Source organism: Actinokineospora xionganensis, from assembly GCF_014323725.1.
Classification (GTDB): Bacteria; Actinomycetota; Actinomycetes; order Mycobacteriales; family Pseudonocardiaceae; genus Actinokineospora; species Actinokineospora xionganensis.
In genome coordinates this window covers 95,871-121,813 of record NZ_JABVED010000002.1, presented here as the reverse complement: position 1 = coordinate 121,813, position 25,943 = coordinate 95,871, and the positions used below count along the sequence as shown (strand labels likewise).

General features: G+C 68.1%; 34 protein-coding genes. 29 read left to right on the top strand and 5 right to left on the bottom strand.

Annotation, left to right across the window (positions count from 1 at the left end; genetic code table 11):
- From rplP to truA, 26 genes are all read left to right on the top strand, one after another.
- A complete protein-coding gene (gene rplP, locus GPZ80_RS04105) occupies window positions 1–420 on the top strand; it encodes a 50S ribosomal protein L16 (protein ID WP_091382647.1) in 420 nt (139 codons plus the stop codon).
- Window positions 420–659, top strand: a complete 240-nt coding sequence (gene rpmC / locus GPZ80_RS04100) for a 50S ribosomal protein L29 (protein ID WP_187218416.1) — start codon at window positions 420–422, stop codon at window positions 657–659. Before rplP ends, rpmC begins: the two co-directional genes overlap by 1 nt.
- Window positions 656–928, top strand: coding sequence for a 30S ribosomal protein S17 (gene rpsQ / locus GPZ80_RS04095; protein ID WP_187218415.1), 273 nt, complete (start codon window positions 656–658; stop codon window positions 926–928). The genes rpmC and rpsQ overlap by 4 nt, the downstream gene beginning before the upstream one ends.
- 74 nt (window positions 929–1,002) lie before the next feature.
- Window positions 1,003–1,371 (top strand): 50S ribosomal protein L14, encoded by a 369-nt coding sequence (gene rplN, locus GPZ80_RS04090; protein ID WP_091382642.1) that lies wholly within the window; start codon window positions 1,003–1,005, stop codon window positions 1,369–1,371.
- A gap of 15 nt (window positions 1,372–1,386) precedes the next feature.
- Complete coding sequence (gene rplX, locus GPZ80_RS04085) at window positions 1,387–1,704, top strand: 50S ribosomal protein L24 (protein WP_091382927.1); 318 nt, start codon at window positions 1,387–1,389, stop codon at window positions 1,702–1,704.
- 2 nt (window positions 1,705–1,706) lie between these two features.
- Window positions 1,707–2,270, top strand: a complete 564-nt coding sequence (gene rplE / locus GPZ80_RS04080; protein WP_091382640.1) for a 50S ribosomal protein L5 — start codon at window positions 1,707–1,709, stop codon at window positions 2,268–2,270.
- A 4-nt stretch (window positions 2,271–2,274) separates the two neighbouring features.
- Window positions 2,275–2,460, top strand: a complete 186-nt coding sequence (locus tag GPZ80_RS04075) for a type Z 30S ribosomal protein S14 (protein ID WP_091382637.1) — start codon at window positions 2,275–2,277, stop codon at window positions 2,458–2,460.
- 114 nt (window positions 2,461–2,574) lie between these two features.
- A complete protein-coding gene (gene rpsH / locus GPZ80_RS04070) occupies window positions 2,575–2,973 on the top strand; it encodes a 30S ribosomal protein S8 (protein WP_091382634.1) in 399 nt (132 codons plus the stop codon).
- 18 nt (window positions 2,974–2,991) lie between these two features.
- Complete coding sequence (gene rplF, locus GPZ80_RS04065) at window positions 2,992–3,531, top strand: 50S ribosomal protein L6 (protein WP_091382632.1); 540 nt, start codon at window positions 2,992–2,994, stop codon at window positions 3,529–3,531.
- A gap of 2 nt (window positions 3,532–3,533) precedes the next feature.
- On the top strand, window positions 3,534–3,935 hold the full coding sequence (gene rplR / locus GPZ80_RS04060; RefSeq protein ID WP_187218414.1) for a 50S ribosomal protein L18: 402 nt from the start codon (window positions 3,534–3,536) through the stop codon (window positions 3,933–3,935).
- Window positions 3,936–3,966: 31 nt separating this feature from the next.
- Window positions 3,967–4,641 carry a 30S ribosomal protein S5 gene (rpsE, locus tag GPZ80_RS04055; protein ID WP_091382628.1) on the top strand — a complete coding sequence of 225 codons (675 nt, stop codon included), beginning with the start codon at window positions 3,967–3,969 and terminating at the stop codon, window positions 4,639–4,641.
- Window position 4,642: 1 nt separating this feature from the next.
- Entirely contained in the window at window positions 4,643–4,828 is a 186-nt protein-coding gene (gene rpmD / locus GPZ80_RS04050; RefSeq protein WP_091382626.1) for a 50S ribosomal protein L30, read from the top strand.
- On the top strand, window positions 4,825–5,274 hold the full coding sequence (gene rplO, locus GPZ80_RS04045) for a 50S ribosomal protein L15 (protein WP_091382624.1): 450 nt from the start codon (window positions 4,825–4,827) through the stop codon (window positions 5,272–5,274). Before rpmD ends, rplO begins: the two co-directional genes overlap by 4 nt.
- A 117-nt stretch (window positions 5,275–5,391) precedes the next feature.
- A complete protein-coding gene (locus GPZ80_RS04040) occupies window positions 5,392–5,889 on the top strand; it encodes a GNAT family N-acetyltransferase (protein WP_187218413.1) in 498 nt (165 codons plus the stop codon).
- Between the two features lie 143 nt (window positions 5,890–6,032).
- Window positions 6,033–6,656, top strand: coding sequence for a LysE family translocator (locus tag GPZ80_RS04035; protein ID WP_187218412.1), 624 nt, complete (start codon window positions 6,033–6,035; stop codon window positions 6,654–6,656).
- Window positions 6,657–6,864: 208 nt separating this feature from the next.
- Entirely contained in the window at window positions 6,865–8,169 is a 1,305-nt protein-coding gene (gene secY, locus GPZ80_RS04030) for a preprotein translocase subunit SecY (RefSeq protein ID WP_187218411.1), read from the top strand.
- On the top strand, window positions 8,166–8,720 hold the full coding sequence (locus tag GPZ80_RS04025) for an adenylate kinase (protein ID WP_187218410.1): 555 nt from the start codon (window positions 8,166–8,168) through the stop codon (window positions 8,718–8,720). The genes secY and GPZ80_RS04025 overlap by 4 nt, the downstream gene beginning before the upstream one ends.
- Window positions 8,721–8,776: 56 nt before the next feature.
- Window positions 8,777–9,547, top strand: a complete 771-nt coding sequence (gene map / locus GPZ80_RS04020; protein WP_187218953.1) for a type I methionyl aminopeptidase — start codon at window positions 8,777–8,779, stop codon at window positions 9,545–9,547.
- A gap of 169 nt (window positions 9,548–9,716) precedes the next feature.
- Window positions 9,717–9,938, top strand: coding sequence for a translation initiation factor IF-1 (gene infA / locus GPZ80_RS04015; RefSeq protein ID WP_005166804.1), 222 nt, complete (start codon window positions 9,717–9,719; stop codon window positions 9,936–9,938).
- Between the two features lie 83 nt (window positions 9,939–10,021).
- Window positions 10,022–10,135 carry a 50S ribosomal protein L36 gene (gene rpmJ, locus GPZ80_RS32435; protein WP_018682809.1) on the top strand — a complete coding sequence of 38 codons (114 nt, stop codon included), beginning with the start codon at window positions 10,022–10,024 and terminating at the stop codon, window positions 10,133–10,135.
- 176 nt (window positions 10,136–10,311) lie between these two features.
- The gene (gene rpsM, locus GPZ80_RS04005) at window positions 10,312–10,692 is read left to right on the top strand and encodes a 30S ribosomal protein S13 (RefSeq protein WP_091382611.1); all 381 of its coding nucleotides are present in this window, start codon (window positions 10,312–10,314) and stop codon (window positions 10,690–10,692) included.
- A gap of 194 nt (window positions 10,693–10,886) precedes the next feature.
- The gene (rpsK, locus tag GPZ80_RS04000; protein ID WP_054052188.1) at window positions 10,887–11,294 is read left to right on the top strand and encodes a 30S ribosomal protein S11; all 408 of its coding nucleotides are present in this window, start codon (window positions 10,887–10,889) and stop codon (window positions 11,292–11,294) included.
- Window positions 11,295–11,317: 23 nt separating this feature from the next.
- The gene (gene rpsD, locus GPZ80_RS03995; protein WP_091382609.1) at window positions 11,318–11,923 is read left to right on the top strand and encodes a 30S ribosomal protein S4; all 606 of its coding nucleotides are present in this window, start codon (window positions 11,318–11,320) and stop codon (window positions 11,921–11,923) included.
- A gap of 118 nt (window positions 11,924–12,041) precedes the next feature.
- Entirely contained in the window at window positions 12,042–13,091 is a 1,050-nt protein-coding gene (locus GPZ80_RS03990; protein WP_091382607.1) for a DNA-directed RNA polymerase subunit alpha, read from the top strand.
- 51 nt (window positions 13,092–13,142) lie between these two features.
- Window positions 13,143–13,862 (top strand): 50S ribosomal protein L17, sunset domain variant, encoded by a 720-nt coding sequence (rplQ, locus tag GPZ80_RS03985; protein ID WP_187218409.1) that lies wholly within the window; start codon window positions 13,143–13,145, stop codon window positions 13,860–13,862.
- 59 nt (window positions 13,863–13,921) lie between these two features.
- Window positions 13,922–14,707 carry a tRNA pseudouridine(38-40) synthase TruA gene (truA, locus tag GPZ80_RS03980; RefSeq protein ID WP_312880146.1) on the top strand — a complete coding sequence of 262 codons (786 nt, stop codon included), beginning with the start codon at window positions 13,922–13,924 and terminating at the stop codon, window positions 14,705–14,707.
- 1 nt (window position 14,708) lies between these two features.
- Here truA and GPZ80_RS03975 read toward each other — a convergent pair whose 3' ends face one another.
- The 4 genes from GPZ80_RS03975 to eccE form a co-directional block, all read right to left on the bottom strand.
- Entirely contained in the window at window positions 14,709–16,226 is a 1,518-nt protein-coding gene (locus GPZ80_RS03975) for a S8 family peptidase (RefSeq protein WP_187218408.1), read from the bottom strand.
- A 266-nt stretch (window positions 16,227–16,492) separates the two neighbouring features.
- Window positions 16,493–18,064, bottom strand: a complete 1,572-nt coding sequence (locus GPZ80_RS03970; RefSeq protein ID WP_187218407.1) for a S8 family peptidase — start codon at window positions 18,062–18,064, stop codon at window positions 16,493–16,495.
- A gap of 664 nt (window positions 18,065–18,728) precedes the next feature.
- Complete coding sequence (locus GPZ80_RS03965) at window positions 18,729–19,397, bottom strand: hypothetical protein (RefSeq protein WP_091382921.1); 669 nt, start codon at window positions 19,395–19,397, stop codon at window positions 18,729–18,731.
- 133 nt (window positions 19,398–19,530) lie between these two features.
- Window positions 19,531–20,715: a type VII secretion protein EccE gene (eccE, locus tag GPZ80_RS03960; RefSeq protein WP_187218949.1), complete on the bottom strand. Its 1,185-nt coding sequence runs from the start codon at window positions 20,713–20,715 to the stop codon at window positions 19,531–19,533.
- A gap of 444 nt (window positions 20,716–21,159) precedes the next feature.
- Here eccE and eccB point away from each other — a divergent pair, with 444 nt between their 5' ends.
- The 3 genes from eccB to GPZ80_RS33275 all read left to right on the top strand — a co-directional run bounded on the left by eccB (window position 21,160) and on the right by GPZ80_RS33275 (window position 24,332).
- Window positions 21,160–22,722 (top strand): type VII secretion protein EccB, encoded by a 1,563-nt coding sequence (eccB, locus tag GPZ80_RS03955; RefSeq protein WP_246476761.1) that lies wholly within the window; start codon window positions 21,160–21,162, stop codon window positions 22,720–22,722.
- Window positions 22,723–22,793: 71 nt separating this feature from the next.
- Entirely contained in the window at window positions 22,794–23,108 is a 315-nt protein-coding gene (locus GPZ80_RS03950; RefSeq protein ID WP_187218405.1) for a hypothetical protein, read from the top strand.
- Between the two features lie 9 nt (window positions 23,109–23,117).
- On the top strand, window positions 23,118–24,332 hold the full coding sequence (locus GPZ80_RS33275) for a WXG100 family type VII secretion target (protein ID WP_281401157.1): 1,215 nt from the start codon (window positions 23,118–23,120) through the stop codon (window positions 24,330–24,332).
- 180 nt (window positions 24,333–24,512) lie between these two features.
- Here the strand turns inward: GPZ80_RS33275 and mycP are convergent, their stop codons facing one another.
- A complete protein-coding gene (mycP, locus tag GPZ80_RS03940) occupies window positions 24,513–25,937 on the bottom strand; it encodes a type VII secretion-associated serine protease mycosin (protein WP_246476760.1) in 1,425 nt (474 codons plus the stop codon).
- Window positions 25,938–25,943 lie beyond the last annotated feature (6 nt).

Below are 25,943 nucleotides of genomic sequence, written 5' to 3'. Positions count from 1 at the left end.
ATGCTTATCCCGCGCAGGGTAAAGCACCGTAAGCAGCACCACCCGAAGCGATCGGGCGCTGCCAAGGGCGGCACGCGCGTCACGTTCGGCGAGTTCGGCATCCAGGCGCTCGAGCCCGCGTACGTCACCAACCGGCAGATCGAGTCCGCTCGTATCGCCATCAACCGGCACATCCGCCGTGGCGGCAAGGTGTGGATCAACATCTTCCCCGACCGCCCGCTCACCAAGAAGCCTGCCGAGACCCGCATGGGTTCCGGTAAGGGTTCCCCCGAGTACTGGGTGGCCAACGTCAAGCCGGGTCGTGTCATGTTCGAGATGAGCTTCCCGAACGAGACCGTGGCGCGCGAGGCACTGCGCCGCGCGATCCACAAGCTTCCGATGAAGTGCCGCATCGTCACGCGTGAAGGTGGTGACTTCTGATGGCAGCGGGAACCACCGCGGCAGACCTCCGCGAGCTCAACGAAGAAGAGCTCGTGCTGCGTCTGCGTGAGGCGAAGGAAGAGCTCTTCAACCTTCGTTTCCAGATGGCCACCGGGCAGCTCGACAACAACCGTCGACTGCGCACGGTCAAGCACGAGATCGCCCGGATCTACACCGTCATGCGTGAGCGCGAGCTTGGCCTGTCGGCAGCCCCGGAAAGCAATGAGGGCGCAGCATGAGCGAGAACGAGACCGAAGTTCGGAACAACCGCAAGGTCCGCGAGGGCCTGGTCGTGTCCGACAAGATGGACAAGACCGTCGTCGTCGCCCTGGAAGACCGCAAGAAGCACCCGCGGTACTCCAAGGTCCTGCGCTCCACCACCAAGGTGAAGGTGCACGACGAGGCCAACACCGCGGGTATCGGCGACCGGGTCCAGATCATGGAGACCCGCCCGCTGTCGGCGTCCAAGCGCTGGCGGCTCGTCGAGATCCTCGAGAAGGCCAAGTAACCACAAGCTGTTCCAGGTAAGACCGAGCTTGTCAGGTCGGAAATCTGGCGAGCCAAGAATGGTCAGGAGTTGAAGTGATCCAGCAGGAGTCGCGGCTGCGTGTCGCCGACAACACCGGTGCGAAGGAAATCCTTTGCATCCGTGTTCTCGGTGGCTCGGGCCGTCGCTACGCGGGCATCGGCGACATCATCGTCGCCACCGTCAAGGACGCGATCCCCGGCGCGGCGGTGAAGAAGGGTGACGTCGTCAAGGCGGTCATCGTTCGCACCGTCAAGGAGCGTCGCCGTCCGGACGGGTCCTACATCAGGTTCGACGAGAACGCCGCCGTGCTGATCAAGCCGGAGGGTGAGCCCCGTGGGACCCGCATCTTCGGCCCGGTCGGCCGCGAGCTGCGCGACAAGAAGTTCATGAAGATCATCTCGCTCGCGCCGGAGGTGCTCTGACTCATGAAGACCAAGATGAAGATCAAGAAGGGCGACACGGTCGTCGTCATCGCGGGCAAGGACAAGGGCGCGAAGGGCAAGGTCATTCAGGCCTACCCCGAGACCTCCAAGGTCCTCGTCGAGGGTGTGAACCGGGTCAAGAAGCACACCCGGATCTCGCAGACCCAGCGCGGCGCCCAGTCCGGCGGCATCGTCACCCAGGAAGCGCCCATCCACGTGTCGAACGTGATGCTGGTGTCCGAGGGCAAGGCGGTCCGCGTGGGCTACAAGTTCGATGACGAGGGCCGCAAGGTCCGTATCGCTCGCGGCAGCGGCAATGGGAAGGAGATCTGATCATGACTACCACTGAGAAGATCATCCCCCGTCTCAAGACGCGCTACCGCGAGGAAATCACGGTCGCTCTGCGGGACGAGTACAACTACGCCAACGTCATGCAGATCCCCGGCGTGGTCAAGGTCGTCGTCAACATGGGTGTCGGCGACGCCGCCCGCGACGGCAAGCTGATCGAAGGCGCGGTCCGCGACCTCGCCACGATCACCGGCCAGAAGCCCGAGGTCCGCAAGGCCCGCAAGTCCATCGCGCAGTTCAAGCTGCGTGAGGGCATGCCGATCGGCGCCCGGGTCACCCTGCGCGGCGACCGCATGTGGGAGTTCCTCGACCGCCTGCTGACGATCGCGCTGCCGCGTATCCGCGACTTCCGCGGCCTGTCGGGCAAGCAGTTCGACGGCAACGGCAACTACACGTTCGGCCTCAACGAGCAGTCGATGTTCCACGAGATCGACCCCGACTCGATCGACCGCCAGCGCGGCATGGACATCACCATCGTCACCACCGCGATCAACGACGAAGAGGGCCGGGCGCTGCTGAAGCACCTGGGCTTCCCGTTCAAGGAGAACTGAGCCGATGGCGAAGAAGGCTCTTGTCCACAAGGCTTCCAAGAAGCCGAAGTTCAAGGTGCGCGGCTACACCCGGTGTAACCGCTGCGGCCGTCCGCACTCGGTGTTCCGCAAGTTCGGCCTGTGCCGAATCTGCCTGCGCCAGATGGCCCACGCCGGCGAACTGCCCGGCGTCAGCAAGTCCAGCTGGTAGGACCGTCCGGTCCGCTGCGGTTATCCACAGTGGACCGGACTGCCTGGCCCGCTTTACCCCCAGTTCGCCGTAGGCCCGCAAGGGAACCCCGGCGAGAAAGGTTGACAGGTCACCATGACGATGACCGACCCGATCGCAGACTTCTTGACCCGTCTGCGCAATGCCAACTCGGCATACCACGACGAGGTCGTGCTGCCGCACTCGAAGCTCAAGGCGCACATCGCCGAGATCCTTCAGCGTGAGGGCTACATCACCGGCTTCCGCGACGAAGACGGCGAGAAGGGCAAGAACCTCGTCGTCGAGCTGAAGTACGGCCCCAACCGCGAGCGCAGCATCGCCGGTCTGCGCCGGGTGTCAAAGCCCGGTCTCCGGGTGTACGCGAAGTCGACCAATCTGCCGAAGGTTCTCGGCGGCCTGGGCGTGGCGATCATCTCCACGTCCGGCGGCCTGCTGACCGACCGTCAGGCCAACAAGCAGGGCGTGGGCGGAGAAGTCCTCGCCTACGTCTGGTAAGGGAAGGGGGAGAAACGTATGTCTCGCATCGGAAGGCTTCCGATCCCCGTCCCGGCTGGGGTCGACATCAACATCGACGGTCAGAACGTCAGCGTGAAGGGCCCCAAGGGCACCCTGGCACTCACCGTCTCGGAGCCCATTGTCGTCGAGCGCGCCGAGGACGGCACGCTTGAGGTCAAGCGCCCCAACGACGAGCGGCAGAGCCGTGCGCTGCACGGTCTGACCCGTTCGCTTGTCAACAACCTGGTCGTCGGTGTCACCGAGGGCTACGAGAAGAAGCTTGAGATCCACGGCGTCGGTTACCGCGTCATGGCGAAGGGTTCGGACCTCGAGTTCGCGCTCGGCTTCAGCCACCCGGTGAAGGTCGTCGCCCCTGAGGGCATCACCTTCACCGTGGAGAGCCCCACCAAGTTCTCCGTCTCGGGTATCGACAAGCAGCGAGTCGGCGAAATCGCCGCCAACATCCGCAAGCTGCGCAAGCCCGACCCGTACAAGGGCAAGGGCGTCCGGTACTCCGGCGAGAAGATCCGCCGCAAGGTCGGAAAGACGGGTAAGTGATCATGAGCGAAGCGACTATCACGAAGCGCAAGCCGGTGGGCACCGATGTGTCCACCAAGCGCCGCGTCTCGAAGACCCGCAGGCACTTCCGGCTCCGCAAGAAGATCAGCGGCACGCCGGAGCGTCCTCGCCTGGTCGTTCACCGGTCGGCGCGGCACATCACCGTGCAGATCGTCGACGACCTCGCGGGCCGCACGCTCGCGTCGGCAACCTCCCTCGAGGCGGATGTCCGCGCGGTCGACGGCGACAAGAAGGCCCGTTCGGCCAAGGTCGGCGAGCTGGTTGCCGGTCGGGCCAAGGACGCCGGCATCTCCGCGGTCGTGTTCGACCGCGGCGGCAACAAGTACACCGGCCGTATCGCGGCGCTGGCCGAAGCGGCCCGCGGCGCGGGGCTGGAGTTCTGATCATGCAGAGCAACAAGGGAAGGAACGCCTGATGCCGGGACGTACGCGGCAGTTCGGCGGCCAGGGCGGACCTGGCGGCCAGGGCGGCCAGGGCGGTGGCCAGGGCGGCGAGCGTGGCGAGCGTCGCGGTCGCGGCGACCGTCGCGATGGTGGCGGTCGTGGTCAGGCTCAGGAGAAGAGCCCGCACCTGGAGCGCGTTGTGGCGATCAACCGCGTCGCCAAGGTCGTGAAGGGTGGTCGTCGCTTCAGCTTCACCGCCCTGGTCGTGGTCGGTGACGGCGACGGCATGGTCGGTGTCGGCTACGGCAAGGCCAAGGAGGTGCCCGCCGCGATCGCGAAGGGTGTGGAGGAAGCCAAGAAGAACTTCTTCCGCGTCCCGCGTATCGGTGGCACCATCCCGCACCCCATCCAGGGCGAGAAGGCTGCCGGTGTGGTGCTCCTGCGCCCGGCCAGCGCCGGTACCGGTGTTATCGCCGGTGGTCCGGTTCGCGCCGTGCTGGAGTGCGCGGGCGTCCACGACGTGCTGTCGAAGTCGCTCGGTAGCGACAACGCCATCAACATCGTGCACGCCACCGTTGCGGCCCTCAAGGGTCTGCAGCGTCCGGAAGAGGTCGCGGCCCGTCGTGGCCTCCCCCTCGAGGACGTCGCTCCGGCAGGCATGCTCCGCGCCCGTGCGGCGGCCGCGGCCGCTGGGCAGGTGGGATGACATGGCACAGCTCAAGGTGACCCAGATCAAGAGCACCATCGGCACGAAGCGCAACCACCGCGAGTCCCTCCGGACCCTCGGTCTGCGCAAGATTCGTCAGTCGACGGTGCGCGAGGACACCCCTGAGGTGCGTGGCCTGATCCACTGTGTCCGCCACCTCGTAGTCGTTGAGGAGGTCGACGCCTGATGTCGATCAAAATCCACCACCTGCGTCCGGCCCCCGGCGCCAAGCGCGACAAGATCCGTGTCGGTCGCGGTGAAGGCTCCAAGGGCAAGACGGCTGGTCGCGGTACCAAGGGCACCAAGGCGCGCAAGAACGTCCCCGCGCGCTTCGAGGGTGGCCAGATGCCGATCCAGATGCGGCTCCCGAAGCTCAAGGGCTTCAAGAACCGCTTCCGGACCGAGTACCAGGTCGTCAACGTCGGAGACGTCGCTGTGGCGTTCCCCGACGGCGGCGCCGTCGGTATCCCGGACCTGGTGCAGGCCGGTCTCGTCCGCAAGAACTCGCTCGTGAAGATCCTCGGCAACGGGGACCTGAACGGCGTCAAGCTGGACATCACTGCTGACAAGTTCTCCAGCAGCGCTGTGGAGAAGCTCAACGCCGGTGGCGGTTCCGCCATCGCGCTGGTCTGATCCAGACAGAAACACCCGACGAAGCCGGGCACGCGATTCGCGTGCCCGGCTTCGTCGCGTCCGGATCGGGGTTGGCACAGGAGTTGGCTCAGCGGCGGGTGAGGGACACTCCTCACTGTGATCGTTCGACTGACCCCGCTCGACGAAGCCCTGACCGAGGACCTCCTGACGGTCGCGGTGGCCTACGCGGAACCCGACGACGTGATGCCCGCCGTCGAGGGCCCGCCGGGCTGGACGGAGGCCAGGCGCACGGCGTTCCGCGAGTTCCACCGCTCCCACGCCGGAGGCGCCGAGGGCACCCTGATGTACGCCATCCAGCTGCGCGGGGAGATTGTCGGAATGATCCGCCTGCGTCACCTGGACGAGCCCGGGACGGCCGAGACCGGCATGTGGCTCGGCAGGCACATGCGCAGCCAGGGGATCGGCGTGGACGCCCTCCGCATCCTCCTGGACATCGCCGCCGAGGCGGGCATTCACAAAGTCCGCGCTGACACCACACCGGACAACACAGCGGCCATCCGGGCCCTCACCCGCTGCGGCGCCACCCTGACCACCACGCTGACCAAGGTGACCGCCGAAATCCCCACCCACCCCACGGCCCGTCCCCAAAGCTGACCTCGCGACCTGACCACAGCCGGAGCCGCCGCTGTGGGCGTGCGGCCGGTGAAGCCCGTGCGGCAAGCCCGCAGGCATCACCGGGCGTGAGATATCCGAAATCCGCGCGCGCCGCCGGCATCAGCCCTGGTAGGCATGGCCCCATGTGGCTGCTCGTCTTCCTCGGCGCCGCCTTCCTGGTCGCCATGACCCCGGGGGCGAACAACCTGCTCGGCATGCACCACGGCATGCGCTACGGCACCGCCAGCGGCGTCACGGGCCTGTTCGGCAGGCTCACCGGCTTCGCCATCCTCATCGCCGCCGTGGCCGCCGGCCTGGGCAGCCTCCTCGCCGCGTCCGAGCACGCCCTCACCGTCGTCAAGTGGGTCGGCGTGGCCTACCTGGTCTGGATCGGCGGCCGGATCCTCTACACGAGCTTCCGGGCCGGGGCCTTCACCGCGGCCGACGACGTGACAACAGCGCCGAGCCTCTTCGCGCTCGCGCGCAAGGAGTTCCTCACCGCGGTCACCAACCCGAAGGCCGTCCTGATCTTCACCGCGTTCGTCCCGCAGTTCATCGACCCGGTTCGTGGCCAGGTCACGGCCCAGGTGCTGACGCTCGGCGCGGTCTACCTGGTGGCCGAGTTGGCGGCCGGAAGCATCTATGTCGGTATCGGCGCGGTCGTCCGCGCGGTGCGCATGAGCAAGCGTGCCCAACGCAACCTGGACCGCGGCACAGGTGTGATTCTGCTGGGAATGGCCGGGATGTTAGCTTCATCACCGCGCTGAGGCTATCCGCGGGGCAGGTTTGGCCACCCCATGGGTGATAGATGCCCCGGTAGTGCTGTTACAGTCGTCAGCACGCTTCGGGGTAGGTACCCCGAAGCGTTCCTGGCTTGCCAGCACCTGGCAGTCGGGACATGTTCCCTGCCGGCGACCAGCCGGTTAAGCCGTTCACCGGCACTGAGTTGCCGGTGACGCCGATGGAGGTTCCTGCGTGCTCAGCGCCTTCCGCTCGGCTCTCGCGACGCCGGACCTGCGCCGCAAGATCCTTTTCACGCTCGGCATCATTGCGATCTACCGCGTGGGCGCGGCCCTGCCGTCGCCCGGTGTGTCGTATCCGAACGTCAAGAAGTGCATCGAGGGCGTCCAGACCGAGGGCATCACCCAGCTGCTGAACCTGTTCAGCGGCGGCGCCCTACTCCAACTTTCGGTGTTCGCGCTGGGGATCATGCCCTACATCACCGCGAGCATCATCATCCAATTGCTCACCGTGGTCATTCCGCGGTTCGAGCAGCTCAAGAAGGAAGGCCAGGCCGGTCAGGGCAAGCTGACGCAGTACACGCGCTACCTGACCATCGCCCTCGCCGTCCTGCAGGCGACCGGCATCGTGGCCATGGCCAACGGCGGTCAGCTCTTCGGCAACTGCCCGGACCCGGTCATCCCGAACAGCACCACGTTCACCCTCGTCGTGGTCGTCACGACCATGACCGCGGGCACCGCGGTGATCATGTGGTTCGGCGAGCTCATCACCGAGCGCGGCATCGGCAACGGCATGTCCCTGCTGATGTTCGTCAACATCGCGGCCCGCATCCCGTTCGAGGGCAAGACCATCCTCGACAACCAGGGCGGCGTGACCTTCGCGGTCGTCTGCGTCTTCGGCCTGGTCATCATCGCCAGCGTCGTGTTCGTCGAGCAGGGCCAGCGCCGGATCCCGGTCCAGTACGCCAAGCGCATGATCGGTCGCCGCATGTACGGCGGCACCTCGACCTACCTGCCGCTGAAGGTCAACCAGGCGGGCGTCATCCCGGTCATCTTCGCCTCGTCGCTGCTGTACCTGCCGGACCTGATCACCAAGCTCGTCGGCACCGACAGCGCCAGCTGGTGGAACCAGTTCGTCGCCAACCACCTGACGAAGCAGTCCAGCTGGGTGCACATCGGCGTGTACTTCGGCCTGATCATCTTCTTCACGTACTTCTACATCACGATCACGTTCAACGTGACCGAGCGTGCGGACGAGATGAAGAAGTTCGGCGGCTTCATTCCGGGTATCCGCCCGGGCCGCTCCACCTCCGACTACCTGAGCTTCGTGCTGAGCCGGATCACCCTGCCCGGCTCGCTCTACCTCGGCACCATCGCCGTTCTGCCGAACTTCTTCCTCGACATCACCGCCGAGGGGCAGAACCAGAACTTCCCGTTCGGCGGCACCGCGGTGCTGATCATGGTCGGCGTCGGTCTGGACACGGTGAAGCAGATCGAGAGCCAGCTCATGCAGCGAAACTACGAAGGGTTCCTCAAGTGACTCGTGTTGTTCTCGTTGGCCCGCCCGGAGCGGGAAAAGGCACCCAGGCGACCGCTTTGAGCCACAAGCTCGGCGTACCGCACATCTCCACCGGTGACCTCTTCCGGGCGCACATCGCGAACAACACCGAACTCGGCCAGGACGTCAAGCGGTACCTCGACTCGGGACAGCTCGTGCCCGATGAGGTCACCAACGAGATGGTCCGCGAGCGGCTCGCCCAGCCGGACGCCACTGACGGCTTCCTGCTCGACGGGTTCCCGCGCAATGTCGGTCAGGCCGCGGTGCTGGGAGAGATCCTCAGCGCCTCGGACACCAAGATCGACGCTGTGGTCGAGTTCCGGATCGACGAAGAGGTCGTGGTCGAGCGTCTGCTCGCCCGCGGCCGCGACGACGACAACGAGGCCGTCATCCGGCACCGCCAGCAGGTGTACCGCTCGGAGACGGCCCCGCTGCTCGACTACTACGCCGACGTGCTGATCACGATCGACGCGGTCGGCGATGTCGACGAGATCACCGGCCGCGTGCTGGACTCGCTGCGCGCTCGGACGTGACCGGCGGTGGCATGTTCGGCGGTCTCCGCATGGCTCTCGCGACCTGGCGTTCCCGCATGATCGAGATCAAGTCGCCGGGCGAGCTCGACGCGATGCGCGCCGCGGGCCTGGTGGTGGCCAAGTCGTTGGCCGCCGTCGCGGCCGCGGCGCGCGCGGGCGTCAGCACCGCGGAGCTCGACGAGATCGCCGAGCAGACCATCCGCGACGCCGGGGCCGTGCCGTCCTTCAAGGGCTACCACGGCTTCCCGGCGAGCATCTGCGCCTCGGTCAACGAGCAGATCGTCCACGGCATCCCCAGCAAGTCCCAGGTGCTCGCCGACGGCGACCTCATCTCGGTCGACTGCGGTGCCATCCTCGACGACTGGCACGGCGACTCGGCCGTGACCCTGTTCGTCGGCACCATCAGCGACGCCGACCAGGCGCTCTCCGACGCCACGAAGGCGTCCATGCTGGCGGGCATCGAAGCCATCCGCCCCGGCAACCGGCTGACCGACATCTCCCACGCCGTGGAGACCTCGGTCCACTCCTCGGAGCGCGCCGACGGCCGCACGTACGGCATCGTCCGCGAATACGGCGGCCACGGCATCGGCAGCTCCATGCACATGGACCCGTTCCTGCCGAACTACGGCAAGCCCGGCAAGGGCCCGCGCCTGCGTGTCGGCATGGCCATCGCCATCGAGCCGATGCTCACCCTCGGCGCCGAGGAGACGGTGGAACTGGAGGACGGCTGGACCGTCGTCACCGCCGACGGCTCCCGTGCCGCCCACTGGGAGCACACTGTCGCCGTGACCGACGACGGCCCCTGGGTCCTGACCGCCCCGGAGTAGTTCACCCGCTGGTGGACCCCGATTTGGGCGTCAAGTGACCGGCGCGTACACTTGACCGCTGGCACTATTCGAGTGCCGGTTTCGCCGTGCGTGTCACTCAGTGGTGCAGGTCGTCGCCGTGTGGCATGCCCGTCGTTGCAAAGTCAACACGTCACGAAACGCGGAGGACATGGGCAAGAAGGACGGGGCCATCGAGGTCGAAGGCCGCGTGGTCGAGCCACTCCCCAACGCGATGTTCCGCGTCGAGTTGGAGAACGGCCACAAGGTTCTCGCGCACATCAGCGGCAAGATGCGGCAGCACTACATCCGCATTCTGCCTGAGGACCGGGTCGTCGTAGAGCTTTCGCCCTACGACCTGTCCCGCGGCCGCATCGTCTACCGCTACAAGTGACTCCCCAGTCGCTCTGACTGGGATGCCACTATCGGTGCCCTCGGCTTCTCGGGGGCACGCGGCCGAAGCAGGAGAAAGCAGACGTGAAGGTCAACCCGAGCGTCAAGAAGATCTGCGACAAGTGCAAGGTGATCCGCCGTCACGGCCGGGTCATGGTGATCTGCGAGAACCTGCGCCACAAGCAGCGTCAGGGCTGAGCAGTTCCCAGTCGTAGTTCGGACGACGACAGCTACACAGACGAACTTCCCGCACCTGCCAGGTCAGACGGACCTGGTTCACGCCCGGACTTCAGGCCGGGTCTTGAGACCATCGAGTCGGTCTCAGGGCGGTAGGGGAGCAGACCTGAAGACGAAACAGAGGAGACACCGCCGACATGGCACGACTCGCCGGCGTAGACCTCCCCCGCGAAAAGCGGATGGAGATCGCGCTGACCTACATCTTCGGTATCGGCCGGACCCGCTCCAAGGAGCTCCTGGTCGCCACCGAGATCAGCCCGGACCTGCGCGTCAAGGACTTGTCCGACGACGAGCTCGTCAAACTTCGTGAGTACATCGAAGAGAACTTCAAGGTCGAGGGTGACCTGCGCCGTGAGGTTCAGGCCGACATCCGCCGGAAGATCGAAATCGGCTGCTACGAGGGCCTGCGGTGGCGCCGCGGTCTGCCCGTCCGCGGTCAGCGGACCAAGACCAACGCCCGTACCCGCAAGGGCCCGAAGAAGACGGTCGCCGGCAAGAAGAAGGCCGGAAAGAAGTGAGCAAGAGCTGCGAGACCGTGGTCGCCGTTGTTCCACAGAGGCGACGCAACAGGCCATTCGTGGCCCTCATGGTCGCGCCCAAGTGCGCCCGTCCGGCTGCACTGCGCGACCTCTACACGGACGCCGGAACTCGAATCCGGCACGCAGCTCCAGTCATCACCACCTCGCGAAGCAGCTAGGAGAAACCCAGAGACATGCCACCGAAGTCGCGTACCGGCGCCGGAGTCAAAAAGGTCCGGCGCAAGGAAAAGAAGAACATCACGCACGGCCACGCTCACATCAAGAGCACCTTCAACAACACCATCGTGTCCATCACGGACCCGACCGGTGCTGTCATCGCGTGGGCCTCGTCCGGCCACGTCGGTTTCAAGGGCTCTCGTAAGTCGACGCCGTTCGCCGCCCAGATGGCCGCCGAGAACGCTGCCCGCAAGGCTGCCGAGCACGGCGTCAAGAAGGTCGACGTGTTCGTCAAGGGCCCCGGCTCCGGCCGGGAGACCGCGATCCGCTCGCTGCAGGCGGCGGGCCTCGAGGTCGGCACCATTCAGGACGTGACCCCGCAGCCTCACAACGGCTGCCGCCCGCCCAAGCGGCGCCGGGTCTGAGGAACGGGGAGGAGTAAGAAGAGATGGCACGCTACACCGGCCCCGCGACCCGCATCTCGCGTCGGCTCAAGGTCGACCTTGTCGGCGGAGACCAGGCATTCGAGCGTCGTCCTTACCCGCCCGGCCAGCACGGCCGCGGTCGGATCAAGGAGAGCGAGTACCTGCTCCAGCTGCAGGAGAAGCAGAAGGCGCGCTACACCTACGGCGTCCTCGAGCGTCAGTTCCGCAAGTACTACGAAGAGGCGGTTCGCCGCGAGGGCAAGACCGGTGAGGTCCTGCTCCAGCTGCTCGAATCGCGTCTGGACAACGTGGTCTACCGTGCGGGCCTCGCCCGCACGCGCCGCCAGGCCCGCCAGCTCGTGAGCCACGCTCACTTCCTGGTGAACGGCAAGAAGGTGAACATCCCCAGCTACCAGGTGTCGAAGTTCGACATCATCGACGTCAAGCCGAAGTCGCTGGGCACCCTCCCGTTCGTGGCCGCCAAGGAGTCCTTCGGTGACCGCCCGATCCCGGGTTGGCTGCAGGTCGTGCAGTCCAACCTCCGGATCCTGGTGCACCAGCTCCCCGAGCGCGCGCAGATCGACGTTCCGGTGACCGAACAGCTCATCGTCGAGTACTACTCGAAGTAATCGTGACCGGGCCGGCGGCCTGTTGAAATTCAAGAGGTCGCCGGCACTGTCGCTATACCTGTCATCCCATTTCAGTGACGTCAAATAGCGGGCGTCCTCGGGAAGGAAGAACCAAGAAGTGCTCATCTCACAGCGACCCACCCTGGCTGAGGAGCCGGTCAACGAGACCCGCTCCCGCTTCGTCATCGAGCCCCTCGAGCCTGGCTTCGGCTACACGCTCGGCAACTCGATCCGGCGCACGCTGCTCTCCTCGATCCCCGGCGCCTCGGTGACCAGCATCCGCATCGACGGTGTGCTGCACGAGTTCACCACGGTTCCGGGCGTCAAAGAGGACGTCACCGACGTCATCCTCAACCTCAAGGAGCTTGTCGTCTCCTCGGAGGAGGACGAGCCGGTGACGATGTACCTGCGCAAGCAGGGACCCGGTGAGGTCACCGCGGGGGACATCGTTCCTCCCGCCGGTGTCACGGTGCACAACCCCGACCTGCACATCGCCACGCTGAACGGCAAGGGCAAGCTGGAGATCGAGCTCGTTGTCGAGCGCGGTCGCGGCTACGTCCCGGCCGTGCAGAACAAGCAGGCAGGCGCCGAGATCGGCCGGATTCCGGTCGACTCGATCTACTCGCCGGTCCTCAAGGTGACGTACAAGGTCGAGGCCACCCGTGTCGAGCAGCGGACCGACTTCGACAAGCTCGTTCTCGACGTCGAGACCAAGCCGTCGATCACCCCGCGCGACGCCGTGGCGTCCGCGGGCAAGACGCTGGTCGAGCTGTTCGGTCTCGCCCGCGAGCTGAACATCGACGCCGAGGGCATCGAGATCGGCCCGTCGCCGCAGGAGGCCGACACCATCGCCGCCTACGCGATGCCGATCGAGGACCTCGACCTGACGGTGCGTTCCTACAACTGCCTCAAGCGCGAGGGCATCCACACCGTGGGTGAGCTTGTCTCGCGCAGCGAGGCGGACCTGCTGGACATCCGCAACTTCGGTGCGAAGTCGATCGACGAGGTCAAGATGAAGCTCGTCGGCCTCGGTCTCGCGCTCAAGGACAGCCCCCCCGGGTTCGACCCGACGGCTGCCGCGGCGGACTACGCCTCCGACGGCTGGTCGGAAGGCGCGGACACCGGCAACGACGACGGCCAGGACTACGCAGAGACGGAGCAGCTCTGATCCAGTCCATTCCGGACTGGCTGAGCAGCGGAATTCCACAAGGAGCAAGGAATGCCCACCCCAACCAAGGGCGCCCGTCTCGGCGGGGGCCCGGCCCACGAGCGGCTGATTCTGGCCAACCTGGCCACCGCGCTGTTCCAGCACGGCCGGATCAAGACCACTGAGGCCAAGGCTCGTCGGCTGCGTCCGTTCGCGGAGAAGCTGATCACCAAGGCCAAGCGCGGTGACCTGCACAACCGTCGCGAGATCATGAAGGTGATCCGCGACAAGGACGTCGTGCAGCGTCTCTGTGTCGAGATCGGCCCGTTCTTCAGCGACCGCGCGGGTGGCTACCTGCGCATCACGAAGACCATGCCGCGCAAGGGCGACAACGCCAGCATGGCGGTCATCGAGCTGATCAGCGAGAAGACGGTCACCGCGGAGGCCGAGGCCGCCCGCAAGACCAAGTTCGCTGACAAGCCGAAGAAGGCCGACAAGGCCGCTGACGTCGAGGCCACTGAGTCGGCCGAGGCGTCGGAGGCGTCGGAGGAGACCAAGTCGTACGGCGAGGGCAGCCACCTGCCGCTCGAGGACGGTTCGCAGCCGGAGGGTTTCCCGATCAAGGGCAACGCCGACTCGATGCTGTACCACGTGCCGGACAGCGCCTTCTACGACCGCACGGTCGCCGAGGTGTGGTTCGCCACCGCCGAGGCCGCGGAGGCCGCTGGTTTCCAGCTGCCCCCGTCGCAGCGGGAAGAGGAGTCGGACGAGTCCGCCAAGGACGAGTCCTGACCCCGCAGAACACCACGGACGAGCCCGTCACCCCCGCTGGGGGCGGCGGGCTCGTCCGCATTCGCCTGGACATCGCCTACGACGGCACCGACTTCTCGGGCTGGGCCCGCCAACCCGAGCGGCGAACGGTGTGCGGTGTCCTGGAGGACACGCTGTCCCTGGTCCTGCGCCACGACGTCCGCCTCACGGTCGCGGGCCGCACCGACGCAGGCGTCCACGCCACCGGCCAGGTAGCCCACGCCGACCTGCCTGCGGAAACCGACCCGGACGCCTTGGTCCTGAGGCTTGCCCGGGCGTTGCCCGCCGACGTCCGCGTCACCGCGATGCGCCGCGTCCCCGCGGAGTTCGACGCCCGCTTCGGCGCCCTCCGCAGGCACTACGTCTACCGAATCTGCGACGCGGCCTGGTCGGCTGACCCGCTGCGCCGAGGCCATGTGGTCGCCTGGCCGCGAAAGCTGGACCTGGACGCCCTCAACGAGGCTTCCCGCAAACTCCTGGGCGAACACAACTTCGTCGCCTTCTGCAAACGCCGCGAAGGCGCCACGACCATCCGCGAATTGCAGCGGCTCGACTGGACCCGCGAATCCGACGGCCTGCTGGCCGCCCGGGTGTCCGCGGACGCCTTCTGCCATTCGATGGTCCGCAGCCTCGTCGGCGCGCTTCTCGCGGTCGGTGAGGGCCGCAAGCCGGCTGACTGGCCCGCCTCCATGCTCAGCGCCACCGAACGCCCCAGCGCCATCACAGTGGCCCCCGCGCACGGCTTGGCCCTCATCGGCGTCGACTATCCCGCCGATGAGGACCTGGCCACGCGCGCGACGCTGACCCGCAACGTCCGCACCCTCTGAGCTAGAGAGTCAGGCTCCAGCTGTTCAGCGTCCCGACATCAGCCCGGTAGATGTCCTGCACCTTGAGCTTCCAAACACCGTTGCGGGCTTCCGACGAGACATTCACGGTGAACGTCTGCACCACGTTGTCCCCGGAATCATTCGACGCGGCCTTGAGCCGGTAGTTGCCGCCGTCCGGCGCCACCAGGTCGATGACCAGGTCGCCGCGGTACGGGTGGGTGATGTCGACGGCGATCTTGCTGGTCGACGACGCCGTCCCCGAGCAACCGGACACGGTGATCGGGCTGGTCACCGCCGCTCCGGCGTCCGGGATGGCGAGATCGTCGGAATTGGTGACCGTCGCGCAGCCGGTGGGCGGCGGAGTGGTCCCGCCAGACCCGACGTAGAGCAGCTTGTTCGGCGACCCAGTCCCGATCGAGCTCAACGCGTTGGGCGTAGTGGCCCCGACCAACGCATCCCGAACCTGCTGGTTCGTCGCCGAAGGGTTCGCACTCAGATGCAGCGCCGCCGCGCCCGCGACCTGCGGGGCGGCCATGGAAGTTCCGCTGGTCGAGAACGAACCGCTGGTCGTGCCGAATTTCGCCGACACGATGTCCTGCCCAGGTGCGAACAGGTCCAGGCAGGTGCCCCAGTTCGAGTGCTGCCACCGCGCGTCGTTGATGTTGGAGGCGCCGACGGTGATGGCGGTCGCCAGGCTGGCGGGGGAGTTTCCGCAGGCGTCCTCGTTGGAGTTACCCGCCGACACGACCGCTGTCACCCCGGAATCGATGAGCCGCTGCACGGCGTCGTTCATGGCCTGCGACTTGGGTCCGCCGAGGCTCAGGTTCGCCACCGCGGGCTTGACCGCGTTCGCCGTCACCCAGTCGATCCCGGCGATGATGGCGGAGTTCGTGCTCCCCGAATCGCAGCCGAACACCTTCACGCCGACCAGTTTCACGCCCTTGGCGATGCCGTACTTGGCGCCGCCGACGGTCCCGGCGACGTGCGTGCCGTGGCCGTTGCAGTCGCTGGAGTCGTTGTCGTTGTCCACCGTGTCGCGGCCGTGGACGGCCCGGCCGCCGAAGTCGGAGTGGGTGATGGTGATGCCGGTGTCGAGCACGTACGCGGTCACGTTCGACGCGGTGGTCGAGTAGGTGTACTTCGAGTCCAGCGGCAGGGCCCGCTGGTCGACCCGGTCGGTGCCCCACGAGGGCGGGTTGAGCTGGTCGGTCGTCACGTGCACGACCTGGTCGGCCTCGACGTAGGCGACCGCGGGGTCGGCGGCGAGCCGTCGGGCCTGCTGGTCGGTCATCGCCGCGGCGAACCCGCGCAGGGCCGCGGAGTAGGTGCGTTCGACCTTTCCGCCGTGCCGGGCGGTCAGCGCCGCCGCGGCGGCGGACGACTGGCGGGCGCCGTCGGCCTTGAGGACGACGATGTAGTGGCCGTCGATGGCCGGTTCGGCCTGCGCGGTCAAGGCCGCGGCCGAGGCGGCGATGGCGGTGCAGGCCGCCACCGCCCCCATCTTCACGAGCAGGTTCATGAAAGCTCCCTCACTGGTGCGCCTGCTTTGCAGGGGACAGGCGTCGAGCGCGGACGCTAGAGCCGTGTTCAGCGAGGGGTAACCGACGATCGTCCGGGGCCATTCAGGGTGACCGGGTGTGACCTGGAGGGATGGTCACTGGCTGGGAAAGGGTAAAAACCGGGCGCGGCTGATTGCCGCGCCCGGCGTGTGAAACTGGCCGAACCGGACTCAGGCCCCCGGTCGGCCCCCAGCAGGGAGGAGCCGACCGGAGCCCGTCGCCGGGTTTAGAGGTCGAGCGTCCAGCTGTTGATGTAGCCGGTGTCGTAGGTGTAGACGTCCTGCACCCGCAGGTTCCAGGTGCCGTTCGCCACCTCCGACGACAGGTTGGCGGTGTAGGTGGTGATCACGTTGTCGGCCGAGTCGCTCGAGCTCGAGTTCTTCAGCCGGTACGCGGTGCCGTCCGGGGCGACGAGGTCGATGACCAGGTCACCGCGCCAGGTGTGCCGGATGTCGACCGCGATGGTGGACGCCGTGGACGGGGTGCTGCTGCAGCCCGAGATGGTGATCGGGCTGCTCACCGTCGAGTTGTCCCGGATGGTGACGTCGGTTCCGTTGGTGACGGCCGCGCAACCGGTGGGCGGCGGGGGCTCGGTGGTGCCGGAGCCGGTGTACAGCAGCTTGTTCGGCGATCCGGTGCCGGGGTTGGTGATCTTGTTCGCGGTGGCCGCGTTCACGATGGCGCTGTGCACGGTCGCCGGGCTGGCCGACGGGTTGGCCGCCAGGTACAGCGCGATGGCGCCCGCGACGTGCGGGGAGGCCATCGAGGTGCCGCTGATCGTGTTGGTGGCCGTGCTGCCGCCGATCCACGCCGACTTGATGTTCACGCCGGGCGCGAACAGGTCGGTGCAGGTGCCGTAGTTGGAGAACGAGGCGCGCGCGTCGTTGATGTCGCTCGCGTTGACCGACAGGGCCTCGGCGACCCGGGCGGGCGAGTAGTTGCACGCGTTCGCGTTGGAGTTGCCCGACGCGACCGCGTAGCTGACACCCGCGGCGACCGAGCGGCGCACCGCGTCGTCGAGGGTGGTGGACGCGCCGCCGCCGAGGCTCATGTTGGCGACGGCGGGCTTGACGTGGTTGGCCGTGACCCAGTCGATGCCCGCGATGACGCCCGCGTTGGTGCCGGAGCCCTGGCAGTTCAGCACCCGCACGGCGATCAGCTTGACGCCCTTGGCCAGGCCGTAGGCACTACCGCCGACGGTGCCCGCCACGTGCGTGCCGTGGCCCTGACAGTCGGTGGCGTCGGCGTCGTTGTCGACCGTGTCCCGGCCGCTGACCGCGCGGCCGCCGAAGTCGGTGTGCGTCAGGTTGATGCCGGTGTCGATGATGTACGCGTTGACGTTCGAGGCCGTGGTCGCGTACGAGTACTTCTGGTTCAGCGGCAGCGACTGCTGGTCGACCCGGTCCAGGCCCCACGACGGCGGGTTGAGCTGGTCCACCGCGATGCTCATGGTCTGGTCGGCCTCGACGTAGGCGACCTGATCGTCGGCCGCCACGCGTTTGGCCTGCTGCTCGGTCATCGTCGCGGCGTAGCCGGAGATGGCGGCCGAGTACCGGTGGTTGACCTTGCCGCCGTATCGGGCGGACAGGCTGTCGGCGGTGGCGCCGCGAGCCTGCGCTCCGTCCTTCAACACGACGATGTAGCTGTCCTTGACCACGTTTGCCGCGTCGGCGCCCAGGATCTGGGCCTCGGCCGCTACCGCGGGGGTCGCCAGCGTGATCGCGGTCGCCATGCCGGCGACGGTCGCGATGCCCGCGGCGGTCAGCCGCCGCAGCGCTTTGGCGCGAGACATACCCATTGCACGTTCTCCTTCGGGCAGGGGCACTTCGGCCTGCCTCACAACAGGCCGTGTGCTGCTTGAGAGGTGCTGAACGTGTTCGCGCGAACGCTGATAACATTGGGACAGCGGCAATCAGTCACGCAAGGCAATTGCAGCGTTTATGAATCAGGTCTTTTCGCCAGTTGAGCAGCCCTGGCAATGAGTTGGGCCATCCGGCGGATTTACTGCTGCCGAACAGCCCCATCTGAAGTCTCCAACAGGGGTGTTGTGACCCCCTTGGCGAGCCCGTGCGGGTTACCCCGCATGTGTCCATTCAGTGCCAGAATCCATTCACACGTCGATTCCGCTCATTCTTCGGACAGTGGAATGAGATTTCGCGGGGCGGTTACCGAATTCGAACGAACGGGTAAAACCCTTGGGGTGGGCCGCTATCGGACCGGATGTGCGGTCGCGGTCGCTTGGCGCGGTACCCCGCGACGACTCCTGAGTAGATATCGCGTTTCAGGTTGTTTGTTGTGCTGTCCGGCCGTAGGCACTGGGCCGAAATGTCCAGCGTGTCCGCCACCGAACGGCCCACATATGCCGGAATGGCGGAGCGCCCAATCCGGACAGCGCACCCCGCGGACGACTCCGCCCCCGACGTCGCGCGGTGTCAGGGGCGGAAAGTCGTGCCGTGGGGGTGTCAGTCGCCGCGGCGGACCGGACCCAGGATCTGCTGTTCCTTCGCCGTGGTGACCAGTCGCAGCGGCCGCCAGAGGTTGCGGCCCAGCGCGACGACCTGATCGTCGGCCAGCGTCGTCAGCTGCTGCACCATCGGCGGCGGCAGCCGCCAGATCCGGGCCGCGAGCTGCGCCTGGCCAACGGGGAGCCGCTGCAGCAGCACGAGGTCGGCGGCGTTGGCCGTCGCCCCGGCCTGCGGGTGCATGTAGGGCAGCACGTACACCGTGGTCTGCCAGGGCGAGCGCGGCGGGAAGAGCTCCTGCGGCGTCGGACCGCCATCGTGCACGACGAGCAGCGGACCGTCCTCCGACGGCCGCGGCAGCTCGACCGGGCTGAGCCTGCGGATCTGCACCAGCGGGGCCGGGCGTCCGTCCGGACCGTTGCCCGCCGCCTTCTGCAGCACCTGCCATGCGCCGGGGCGACCGGTGGCCACGACCACCCACGCGCCGACCGCCATCGCCCGCAGCGCCACCTGGCGGGCCAGGTAGAGCCCGCCGACGAGCACGATCCTCGTCGGCGCCGGACGCAGCGCCGAGATGGTCAGCGGCTCGCCCTGCAGGCCGGAGCCCAGGACCATGCCGCCGCGGTCGCCGGATGGGCTGACCGCGTCGAGCATCTCGGGCGAGACCATGAACTCCGGCGCGATCCCGCCCGCGCCGCCCTGCGTGTCGAGAAGCCTGCTGGACCCACTCACGACGCCCCCTCGCAGGCTCGGTGCCGCCGCTCGCGGTCGCCCTGTGTCGATGATTCGCTCGCAAGCTCGCTCATGCCTGTCCCCCCAGCGGCAGTGTGGCGGCCAGCCCGGCGACCTGGAGCCCGCGCAGCGGGGTCAGGGTGATGCCGAGCCGGTCGGAGATCGCCGACAGCCGGTCGTCGGCGTCGCTGAGCTCGTCGGGGTTGCGGGCGCTGACCCGGACCAGGCCGCGCAGGCCCACCTTGCCCTCGTCGCTGCCGGGCGAGATCGACATCGCGACCGTCGCCGACATGGCGCGCACACCGGTGAGCGAGTTCAGGCTCGTCGCCAGCTTGCCCTGTGGCCAGCCGGTGATCGCGTAGCTGGCGTGGCCGATGCCCGCCGCCGTGACGCCGGTCCACCGCTCGCGCAGCGACACCCGGGTGTTGGAGCCCGCGACGGAGGTGAGTTCGGCCGCGGAGATGCCTGCCTTGAGCAACTCGTCCGGGTCCAGCGGCCGGGTCGGCACACCGCGCGACTCGAGGGCGTTGCGCACCCGGGACAACGCGCCGATGAGCGCGCGGTGGGCGCCGACGACGCCGCCGCCACGCTCGCGGACCGCGGCCGGGCAGCGGCGCGGGTCGAGCCGGACCGCGACCCACGTGGTGCGCCGGGCCGCCGCGGGCAGCGGGCCGAGCACCTCCAGGTAGGACGCCAGCGCGGGCGAACTCGGTGGCAGCGCGACACTTCCGGGGTAGCAGTGCCAGATGACCTGGATGGCGTCGAGCACCACACCGCGGTCTTCCAGGCAGGGCGCCAGCGCGCCCAGCGGCAGGCTCGGGGTGGACCCGACCTGGCTGACCAGCGCGGGGGCCGGGTCGACCAGCAGGACCGCGGTCCAGGTGCCCTCGTGCCAGGCCAGGCCCAGCGGGCGCTGCTCGTGGTCGACCGCGTGTGCCACGACCAGGTCGGGCACCGCCAGCCGCAGCAGGTTGACCCGCGGGTCGTCCGGACCGGTCACCGCGGCTTCGTCCTGCGCCGCGACCGCCTCCATGGTCACCGGGCTCGGCGGCTTCGTGACCCGTGCGTGCGACCGCACGGAATAGCGCGCGGTCAGGCCGATCCACTGGGTGAACCAGCGGCCGCGCCAGCGCAGGAACGCGAGAACCAGCGCGGCCACGGCGATGCCGATCGACACGTAGACGAGGCCGAGGTCGATGGCGAGCAGGACAAGGCCGAGGGCCAGGCCGACTTCGAGCACGACAAGGTTGGACACCGGCAGGCTGCCGAGGCTCGACCCGCGGTGGCGCCTGCGCGCCGACACGCGGACCCGCGGTCCGGCAGGCGGCTGCGCCGCGGCGGCGGGTCCCGGTCCCGCGGGCGGGGGTCCGCCAGGTCCGCCAGGACCTCCTGGGCCGCCAGGTCCCCCTGGTCCGGGAGGTCCGCCGGGGCCACCGGGTCCGCCTGGTCTGCCGGGTCCGCCTGGGCCGGGAGGTCGACCCGGGCCACCGGGAGGTGGCGTCCGGCCCTGTCGCGGAGGAGTGGTCACGGACATCCGCTAGATCTCTTCCCCTCGGTTGGTGGAGAACCCCACATACGGCGACGGCCGTACGGCTATCCTCCGGAACCGTACCGCGACGGGGAGAGCAGCAGGCCGAGAATGCCATCAACACCGACTACCAAGTCTCAGGTTCAGGCATACCGCTTCGTACTGCGCAGAATGCAGTCGGCGTTGGTCCGCAAGGACGCGGTGATGCTCCATGACCCGATGCGCACGCACTCCAGAGCCACGATCGTGGGTGTGTGCATCGCCGCCATCGGCATGATCGGCGTGCTGATCTTCGGGCTGCTCAAGCCCGCGCCGAAGGCCCCGGGCCAAGACGGCATCGTCATCGCCCAGCCGTCGGGGGCGATCTATGTGCTGTTGACGAACACGGATCGGGGCAAGGTCCTAGTCCCGACGTTCAACCTGGCCTCCGCGAGGCTGTTGCTGCTGGCCCGCAGCAACAACGGCGGTGATCAGCCCGGCAGCCAGACCGACGACGGCAGCGGCGCCGCGGGCGGTCCCGCCAAGGTCGAGGTCGTTCCGGACTCGAAGCTCGTCGACATCACCCGCGAGCGGCTGACCGGCATCCCGGACGGGCCGCAGATGCTGCCCGGCGACGACCAGCGGATCAACAGCGACTGGGCGGTGTGCGACGAGTACCAACTCGACCGCAGCCTGAACAAGCCCGCGAGCGAGAACAAGATCGAGACCACGGTCGCGGCGGGCCACACCGACTTCGGACCCGAACTCGCGGTCAACGAGGCTCTGCTGGTCCAGGCCGAAAACAAGAAGGTCTACCTCGTCTATCGCACGCCTGAGACGGCGGTCAAGAAGAACGCCAACACGGTCCGCGCCGAGGTGGATATGGCCGACAGTCGAGTGACGACCGCGCTGAACCTGCGGACCGAGAACATCCGACAGATCACCACGGGACTGCTCAACGCGATTCCCGAGGCGCCGAAGCTTGAGTCGCCGCCGATCCCGGGCCTTGGCGGCGCCAGCCAGGTCGACATCAAAGGTCTGCCGGTGGGCTCGATCGTGTCCATCCAGCGTGCGGGCGCATCGGCGATCGAGAACGACTACTACGTGATCCTGCGCGACGGTGTGCAGAAGATCAAGAAGACCACCGCCGACCTCATCCGGTTCAAGTCCACCGCGGGCGGCGACAAGATCACGGAGGTGCGCCCGGACCAGATCCCCGGCGCGTCGCCGTCGAACGAGATCGACGAGAGCACCTTCCCGAAGGTCGTGCCGGAAGCACTCGATCCGGTGAACTTCCCGGTCGCCTGCCTGCGTTGGTACGTGGTGGGCGAGGGCCCGGACGCCGACGAGCACACGCAGGTCCACGTCGGCACCCAGCTGCCGCTGCCGCGCACCCCGCGTGGCGAGCCCGCCACGGTGCCGATCAGCACCCCGAGCGCCGACGGCCAGCGTCTCGACCACTTCTACATGCCGCCGGGCCGCGCCGCGGTCGTGCGCGGCGCGACATCCAAGGTGGACTTCGCGACCGGCCCGATCTACCTGGTCTCCGACCGGGGCGTGAAGTTCGGTGTGCCGGACGCGAAGACCGCGACGGCACTCGGCCTGGCGAACCAGCGCCCGGCGCCGGACGCGATCATGCGGCTGCTGCCCAACGGGGCGTCGCTCAACACCCGCGACGTCCGGCAGACCTTCGACTCGGTGGCCGTGCAACCGGGGCAGTTCCCGTCCACGGCCCCGAAAGCTCCAGGCGGCTGAGCACTTCGGGAACCGGCTCGCGCGCATTACCGTCAGAAGGTGACAAGGGCGTGCGAGGAGGTCGGTAGTCGATGACTGCCATCAAGGTCGATCCCGACTGGGTCAGTGGTTACGCGAAGAAGGTCGCCGAGAACGCGGAAGCGCTCGGCGCGGGAGCCGAGGTGCTCAACACCGCGCCGCTGGCCGCGGAGGCCTTCGGCTCGCTGGGCCGGACGGTGCGCATCGCCGAGTCGTACGGGCGCGCCGCCGAGGTGCTGCGCGGTCAGCTCACGCGGGCCGTCGAGGCGTTGGAGTCGGCGGCGGACAGCCTCGGGCAGGTCGCCGAGCACTACGCCGTCTCCGAGGGCGACAGCGTGCGCGAGATCAACCGCAGCGGCCAGGCGTAGGGGGCTGGGATGGACAAGCGCGGCGCGGCCGAACGACCGGAGCGGGTCGACCAGGACGGGGTCGCCGCCGAGCGGCCGGTCGCCGACCGGTTGGTGGCGGAGCGGTCCGGTGTCGAGCGGTTCGACCAGGACCGGCCCGGCAGGCCGGTGGCCGAGCCGGACCACCTGGTGGACCCGGCCGGACCCGAGCGGGGCGGCCCGAACGGCGCCGACATCGAGGCCGACGTCAGCGGCTACCTCGACTACCTGAGCAGGCTCTGCGGCGAACTCGGCGTGCCCGACCCGGTCGAGGAGTACTTCGCGCCGGTCGTCGGCCGCTGGAGCGACATGCACGACGAGGCGGTGCGCTGGCGCATGGTCGGCCTGCGGGCGGACAAGGTCGCCGACAACCTCACCAAACCCCTGGGCGGGCTCGACGCCGCATGGGAAGGCGCCGACGCGGACTCCTTCATCGAGTACATGAATGGCATCGGGCTCGCGGGCCACGACATGTCCGACGCGATGGTCGGGATGTCGGAGATCCTCGACGACACGGCCGACGGCCTGCGCCAGATCGTCACGGACATGGCGGGCCTGCTTGCCGACGTGGCCGATACCGCGTCCACGGCCATGGCGATGCCGATGCAGGGCGAGGACCGCACCCGGCTCTACCTCGACCACATGAAGCGCCCCACCAAGGAGCTGTTCGAGTCGGTCCGCCAGGTCCTTGAGGCGCTCGTGGGCCTGTGCGAGGGGATCGACGGCTCCCAGGTCTTCGACAAGATCACCATGGCGCACCCGATGCCCGCCGACAACTGGGCGTTCACCCAGGAACTGCCCGCCATCCCGGCGCAGGCGGGCGCGGCAGAAGAGCCCGCGCCCGCGCAGGTGGACGCGATCAAGGGCGGCGGAGGTGGCGGTGGCGGTGCCGCGATCAGTGGTGGCGGTGGTGGCGGTGGCGCCGCGACTCCGCCCACCCCACAGCCAGGCGGCTATGTCACGGCGGGCGAGGCACTCCCGGGCCCCGCGGCAGGCACGCCGTTGGCCGCGGCGGCAAGCGCGGGCGGCGGCGGTGACGGCCGCACGGGCGGCGGCATGATGGGCGGCATGCCGATGATGGGCGGAATGGGCGGCCAGCAGGGCGGCGACTCCGAACACAAGACCCGAAACCGCGTGATGGCCGACCCGGTCGACATCTTCGGCAAGCCCACCAAGACCTCCCCCTCCGTAATCGGCGAGGACTAACCGCCCCGTCGACATCTTCGGCTTTGCAGTCGAAGAACTGACGGCACCTCAAACCGCCGCCTAAGGGGACCGCGACGCAACCCGACCCCGGTGCCCCTTGAACCGCCGGATACCCCTGATCAGGACCACACGTAAGAATTCCGGGGAGGCGGACTGGCAAATTCCTGGGAGGCGGGCCAGCTAGGCGGAGCCGCGGGGTTCTGGGGTGTCGCCGTTGTTGCGGCGCACGGTTCGGACGATGAACAGCGTCAGGAGCAGTGCCACCACGCCCGCGCTCGACCCGATCACCGCGACCCGCATCGGCAGCCAGTTCGTCTCGACGGCGGGCGGCAGGTCGAGTTGCACGTCCAGCGGCGAGTCCGCCGCGATGCCGTGCTCGCTGGGAATGGTCGCGGTCAGCGCGCCGATCGGGTTGATCACACCGTGTCCGACGAGGTTGTCCCGCCCACCCGGGGCCGCCGGGTGCGACGCCGTGATCTTGATCCGGTCCATCACCTGCTGGGCGTTCAGGGTCTTGTGACGTTCGCGGATCAGCGCCGCCAGCCCGGCCACATAGGGCGCCGCGAAGCTGGTGCCCTGGATCGGGACCTTGTTGCCGTCCTTGAGGACCTGCAGGTTGGCCAGGCCGTCGCTGCCCGCGGCGGGGTCGAGCGAGATGATCTCCGTGCCGGGTGCGGCGACCGAGACCCATGGCCCCTGCACCGAGAACGGAGCCGGATCGCCGTTGCGGTCGGTGGCGCCCACCGAGAGCACGTACTCGGAGAACCACGGCGGGGTCACCAGGTGCGTCGGGTTGTTCGGGTCGCTGCCGTTCGTGGCGTCCGGGCAGGAGTTCTCGCCGGAGTTGCCCGCCGAGGCGACCAGCACGACGTCCTTGTCCTTGAAGGCGTACCGGAGGGCGGCCTGAAGGTTCTTCTCCGCCGCGGTGATGCCTCCGTTGGACACCGGCCTGCAGCTGTCCACGGACATGTTCAGGACGCGGACGCCCTGGTTGGCCGCGTGGACGACAGCCTGGGCGAGGCTTTCGACCGACCCGGCCCCGTGGTCCTGGGTCGCGTTCGGGCGCCTGCCCTGGTAGTTCGTGCTTGTCTGGCGAATGGAGAGGATCCGCGCGTCCGGCGCGATTCCCTTGAACCCGATGCCGTTCTCCACGGGCGGCTTGGCCGCGATGATGCCCGCGACCTCCGTGCCGTGGCCGTCGCAGTCCTCCAGGCCGTCACCGCCCTTGACGAGGTCGCCGCCGCCCTTGATCCGGTCTTGGAAGTACGGGTGCGGCTTCACCCCGGTGTCGATGACGCCGACGAGGATGTCCGTGCCCGTGGAGAACTTGTGCAGCTCGTCGAACCGGAGCTGCTGCTGTCCCCACGGCTTGTTCTTGAGGTCGACACCCTTGTCGAGCGAGGAGATGCACTGGGTCTTGATCTCGTAATTCGTGTCCGGCGCGATCCCGGTGGGCAGGGGCCAGTTCGGCTCCAACGGTGGCGGGGTCGCCATCGACGTCGGCTCCTGCTTCTCCTGCTGCGCCGCCGCCCCGGGGGCCGCGGCCACGGTCACCATCAGGGCGACCGTGAGCGCGGCTGTTCCCCGCATCTTTCCCACTCGCATGCTCTC

What these genes read in the sequence shown, in the direction of transcription:
- GPZ80_RS04075 (WP_091382637.1), top strand. Translation starts at nt 2,275, where the DNA reads ATGGCGAAGAAGGCTCTTGTCCACAAGGCTTCCAAGAAGCCGAAGTTC.
- GPZ80_RS03965 (WP_091382921.1), bottom strand. Translation starts at nt 19,397, where the DNA reads ATGGTCTCGCCCGAGATGCTCGACGCGGTCAGCCCATCCGGCGACCGC.
- rpsK (WP_054052188.1), top strand. Translation starts at nt 10,887, where the DNA reads ATGCCACCGAAGTCGCGTACCGGCGCCGGAGTCAAAAAGGTCCGGCGC.
- eccB (WP_246476761.1), top strand. Translation starts at nt 21,160, where the DNA reads ATGCAGTCGGCGTTGGTCCGCAAGGACGCGGTGATGCTCCATGACCCG.
- GPZ80_RS04035 (WP_187218412.1), top strand. Translation starts at nt 6,033, where the DNA reads ATGTGGCTGCTCGTCTTCCTCGGCGCCGCCTTCCTGGTCGCCATGACC.
- rpmD (WP_091382626.1), top strand. Translation starts at nt 4,643, where the DNA reads ATGGCACAGCTCAAGGTGACCCAGATCAAGAGCACCATCGGCACGAAG.
- rpsD (WP_091382609.1), top strand. Translation starts at nt 11,318, where the DNA reads ATGGCACGCTACACCGGCCCCGCGACCCGCATCTCGCGTCGGCTCAAG.
- rpsM (WP_091382611.1), top strand. Translation starts at nt 10,312, where the DNA reads ATGGCACGACTCGCCGGCGTAGACCTCCCCCGCGAAAAGCGGATGGAG.
- rplX (WP_091382927.1), top strand. Translation starts at nt 1,387, where the DNA reads ATGAAGATCAAGAAGGGCGACACGGTCGTCGTCATCGCGGGCAAGGAC.
- rplR (WP_187218414.1), top strand. Translation starts at nt 3,534, where the DNA reads ATGAGCGAAGCGACTATCACGAAGCGCAAGCCGGTGGGCACCGATGTG.
- GPZ80_RS03975 (WP_187218408.1), bottom strand. Translation starts at nt 16,226, where the DNA reads ATGAACCTGCTCGTGAAGATGGGGGCGGTGGCGGCCTGCACCGCCATC.
- GPZ80_RS03950 (WP_187218405.1), top strand. Translation starts at nt 22,794, where the DNA reads ATGACTGCCATCAAGGTCGATCCCGACTGGGTCAGTGGTTACGCGAAG.
- rplE (WP_091382640.1), top strand. Translation starts at nt 1,707, where the DNA reads ATGACTACCACTGAGAAGATCATCCCCCGTCTCAAGACGCGCTACCGC.
- rpsQ (WP_187218415.1), top strand. Translation starts at nt 656, where the DNA reads ATGAGCGAGAACGAGACCGAAGTTCGGAACAACCGCAAGGTCCGCGAG.
- rplP (WP_091382647.1), top strand. Translation starts at nt 1, where the DNA reads ATGCTTATCCCGCGCAGGGTAAAGCACCGTAAGCAGCACCACCCGAAG.
- GPZ80_RS03970 (WP_187218407.1), bottom strand. Translation starts at nt 18,064, where the DNA reads ATGGGTATGTCTCGCGCCAAAGCGCTGCGGCGGCTGACCGCCGCGGGC.
- GPZ80_RS33275 (WP_281401157.1), top strand. Translation starts at nt 23,118, where the DNA reads ATGGACAAGCGCGGCGCGGCCGAACGACCGGAGCGGGTCGACCAGGAC.
- rplQ (WP_187218409.1), top strand. Translation starts at nt 13,143, where the DNA reads ATGCCCACCCCAACCAAGGGCGCCCGTCTCGGCGGGGGCCCGGCCCAC.
- infA (WP_005166804.1), top strand. Translation starts at nt 9,717, where the DNA reads ATGGGCAAGAAGGACGGGGCCATCGAGGTCGAAGGCCGCGTGGTCGAG.
- rpmC (WP_187218416.1), top strand. Translation starts at nt 420, where the DNA reads ATGGCAGCGGGAACCACCGCGGCAGACCTCCGCGAGCTCAACGAAGAA.
- map (WP_187218953.1), top strand. Translation starts at nt 8,777, where the DNA reads ATGATCGAGATCAAGTCGCCGGGCGAGCTCGACGCGATGCGCGCCGCG.
- mycP (WP_246476760.1), bottom strand. Translation starts at nt 25,937, where the DNA reads ATGCGAGTGGGAAAGATGCGGGGAACAGCCGCGCTCACGGTCGCCCTG.
- rpsH (WP_091382634.1), top strand. Translation starts at nt 2,575, where the DNA reads ATGACGATGACCGACCCGATCGCAGACTTCTTGACCCGTCTGCGCAAT.
- rplF (WP_091382632.1), top strand. Translation starts at nt 2,992, where the DNA reads ATGTCTCGCATCGGAAGGCTTCCGATCCCCGTCCCGGCTGGGGTCGAC.
- rpsE (WP_091382628.1), top strand. Translation starts at nt 3,967, where the DNA reads ATGCCGGGACGTACGCGGCAGTTCGGCGGCCAGGGCGGACCTGGCGGC.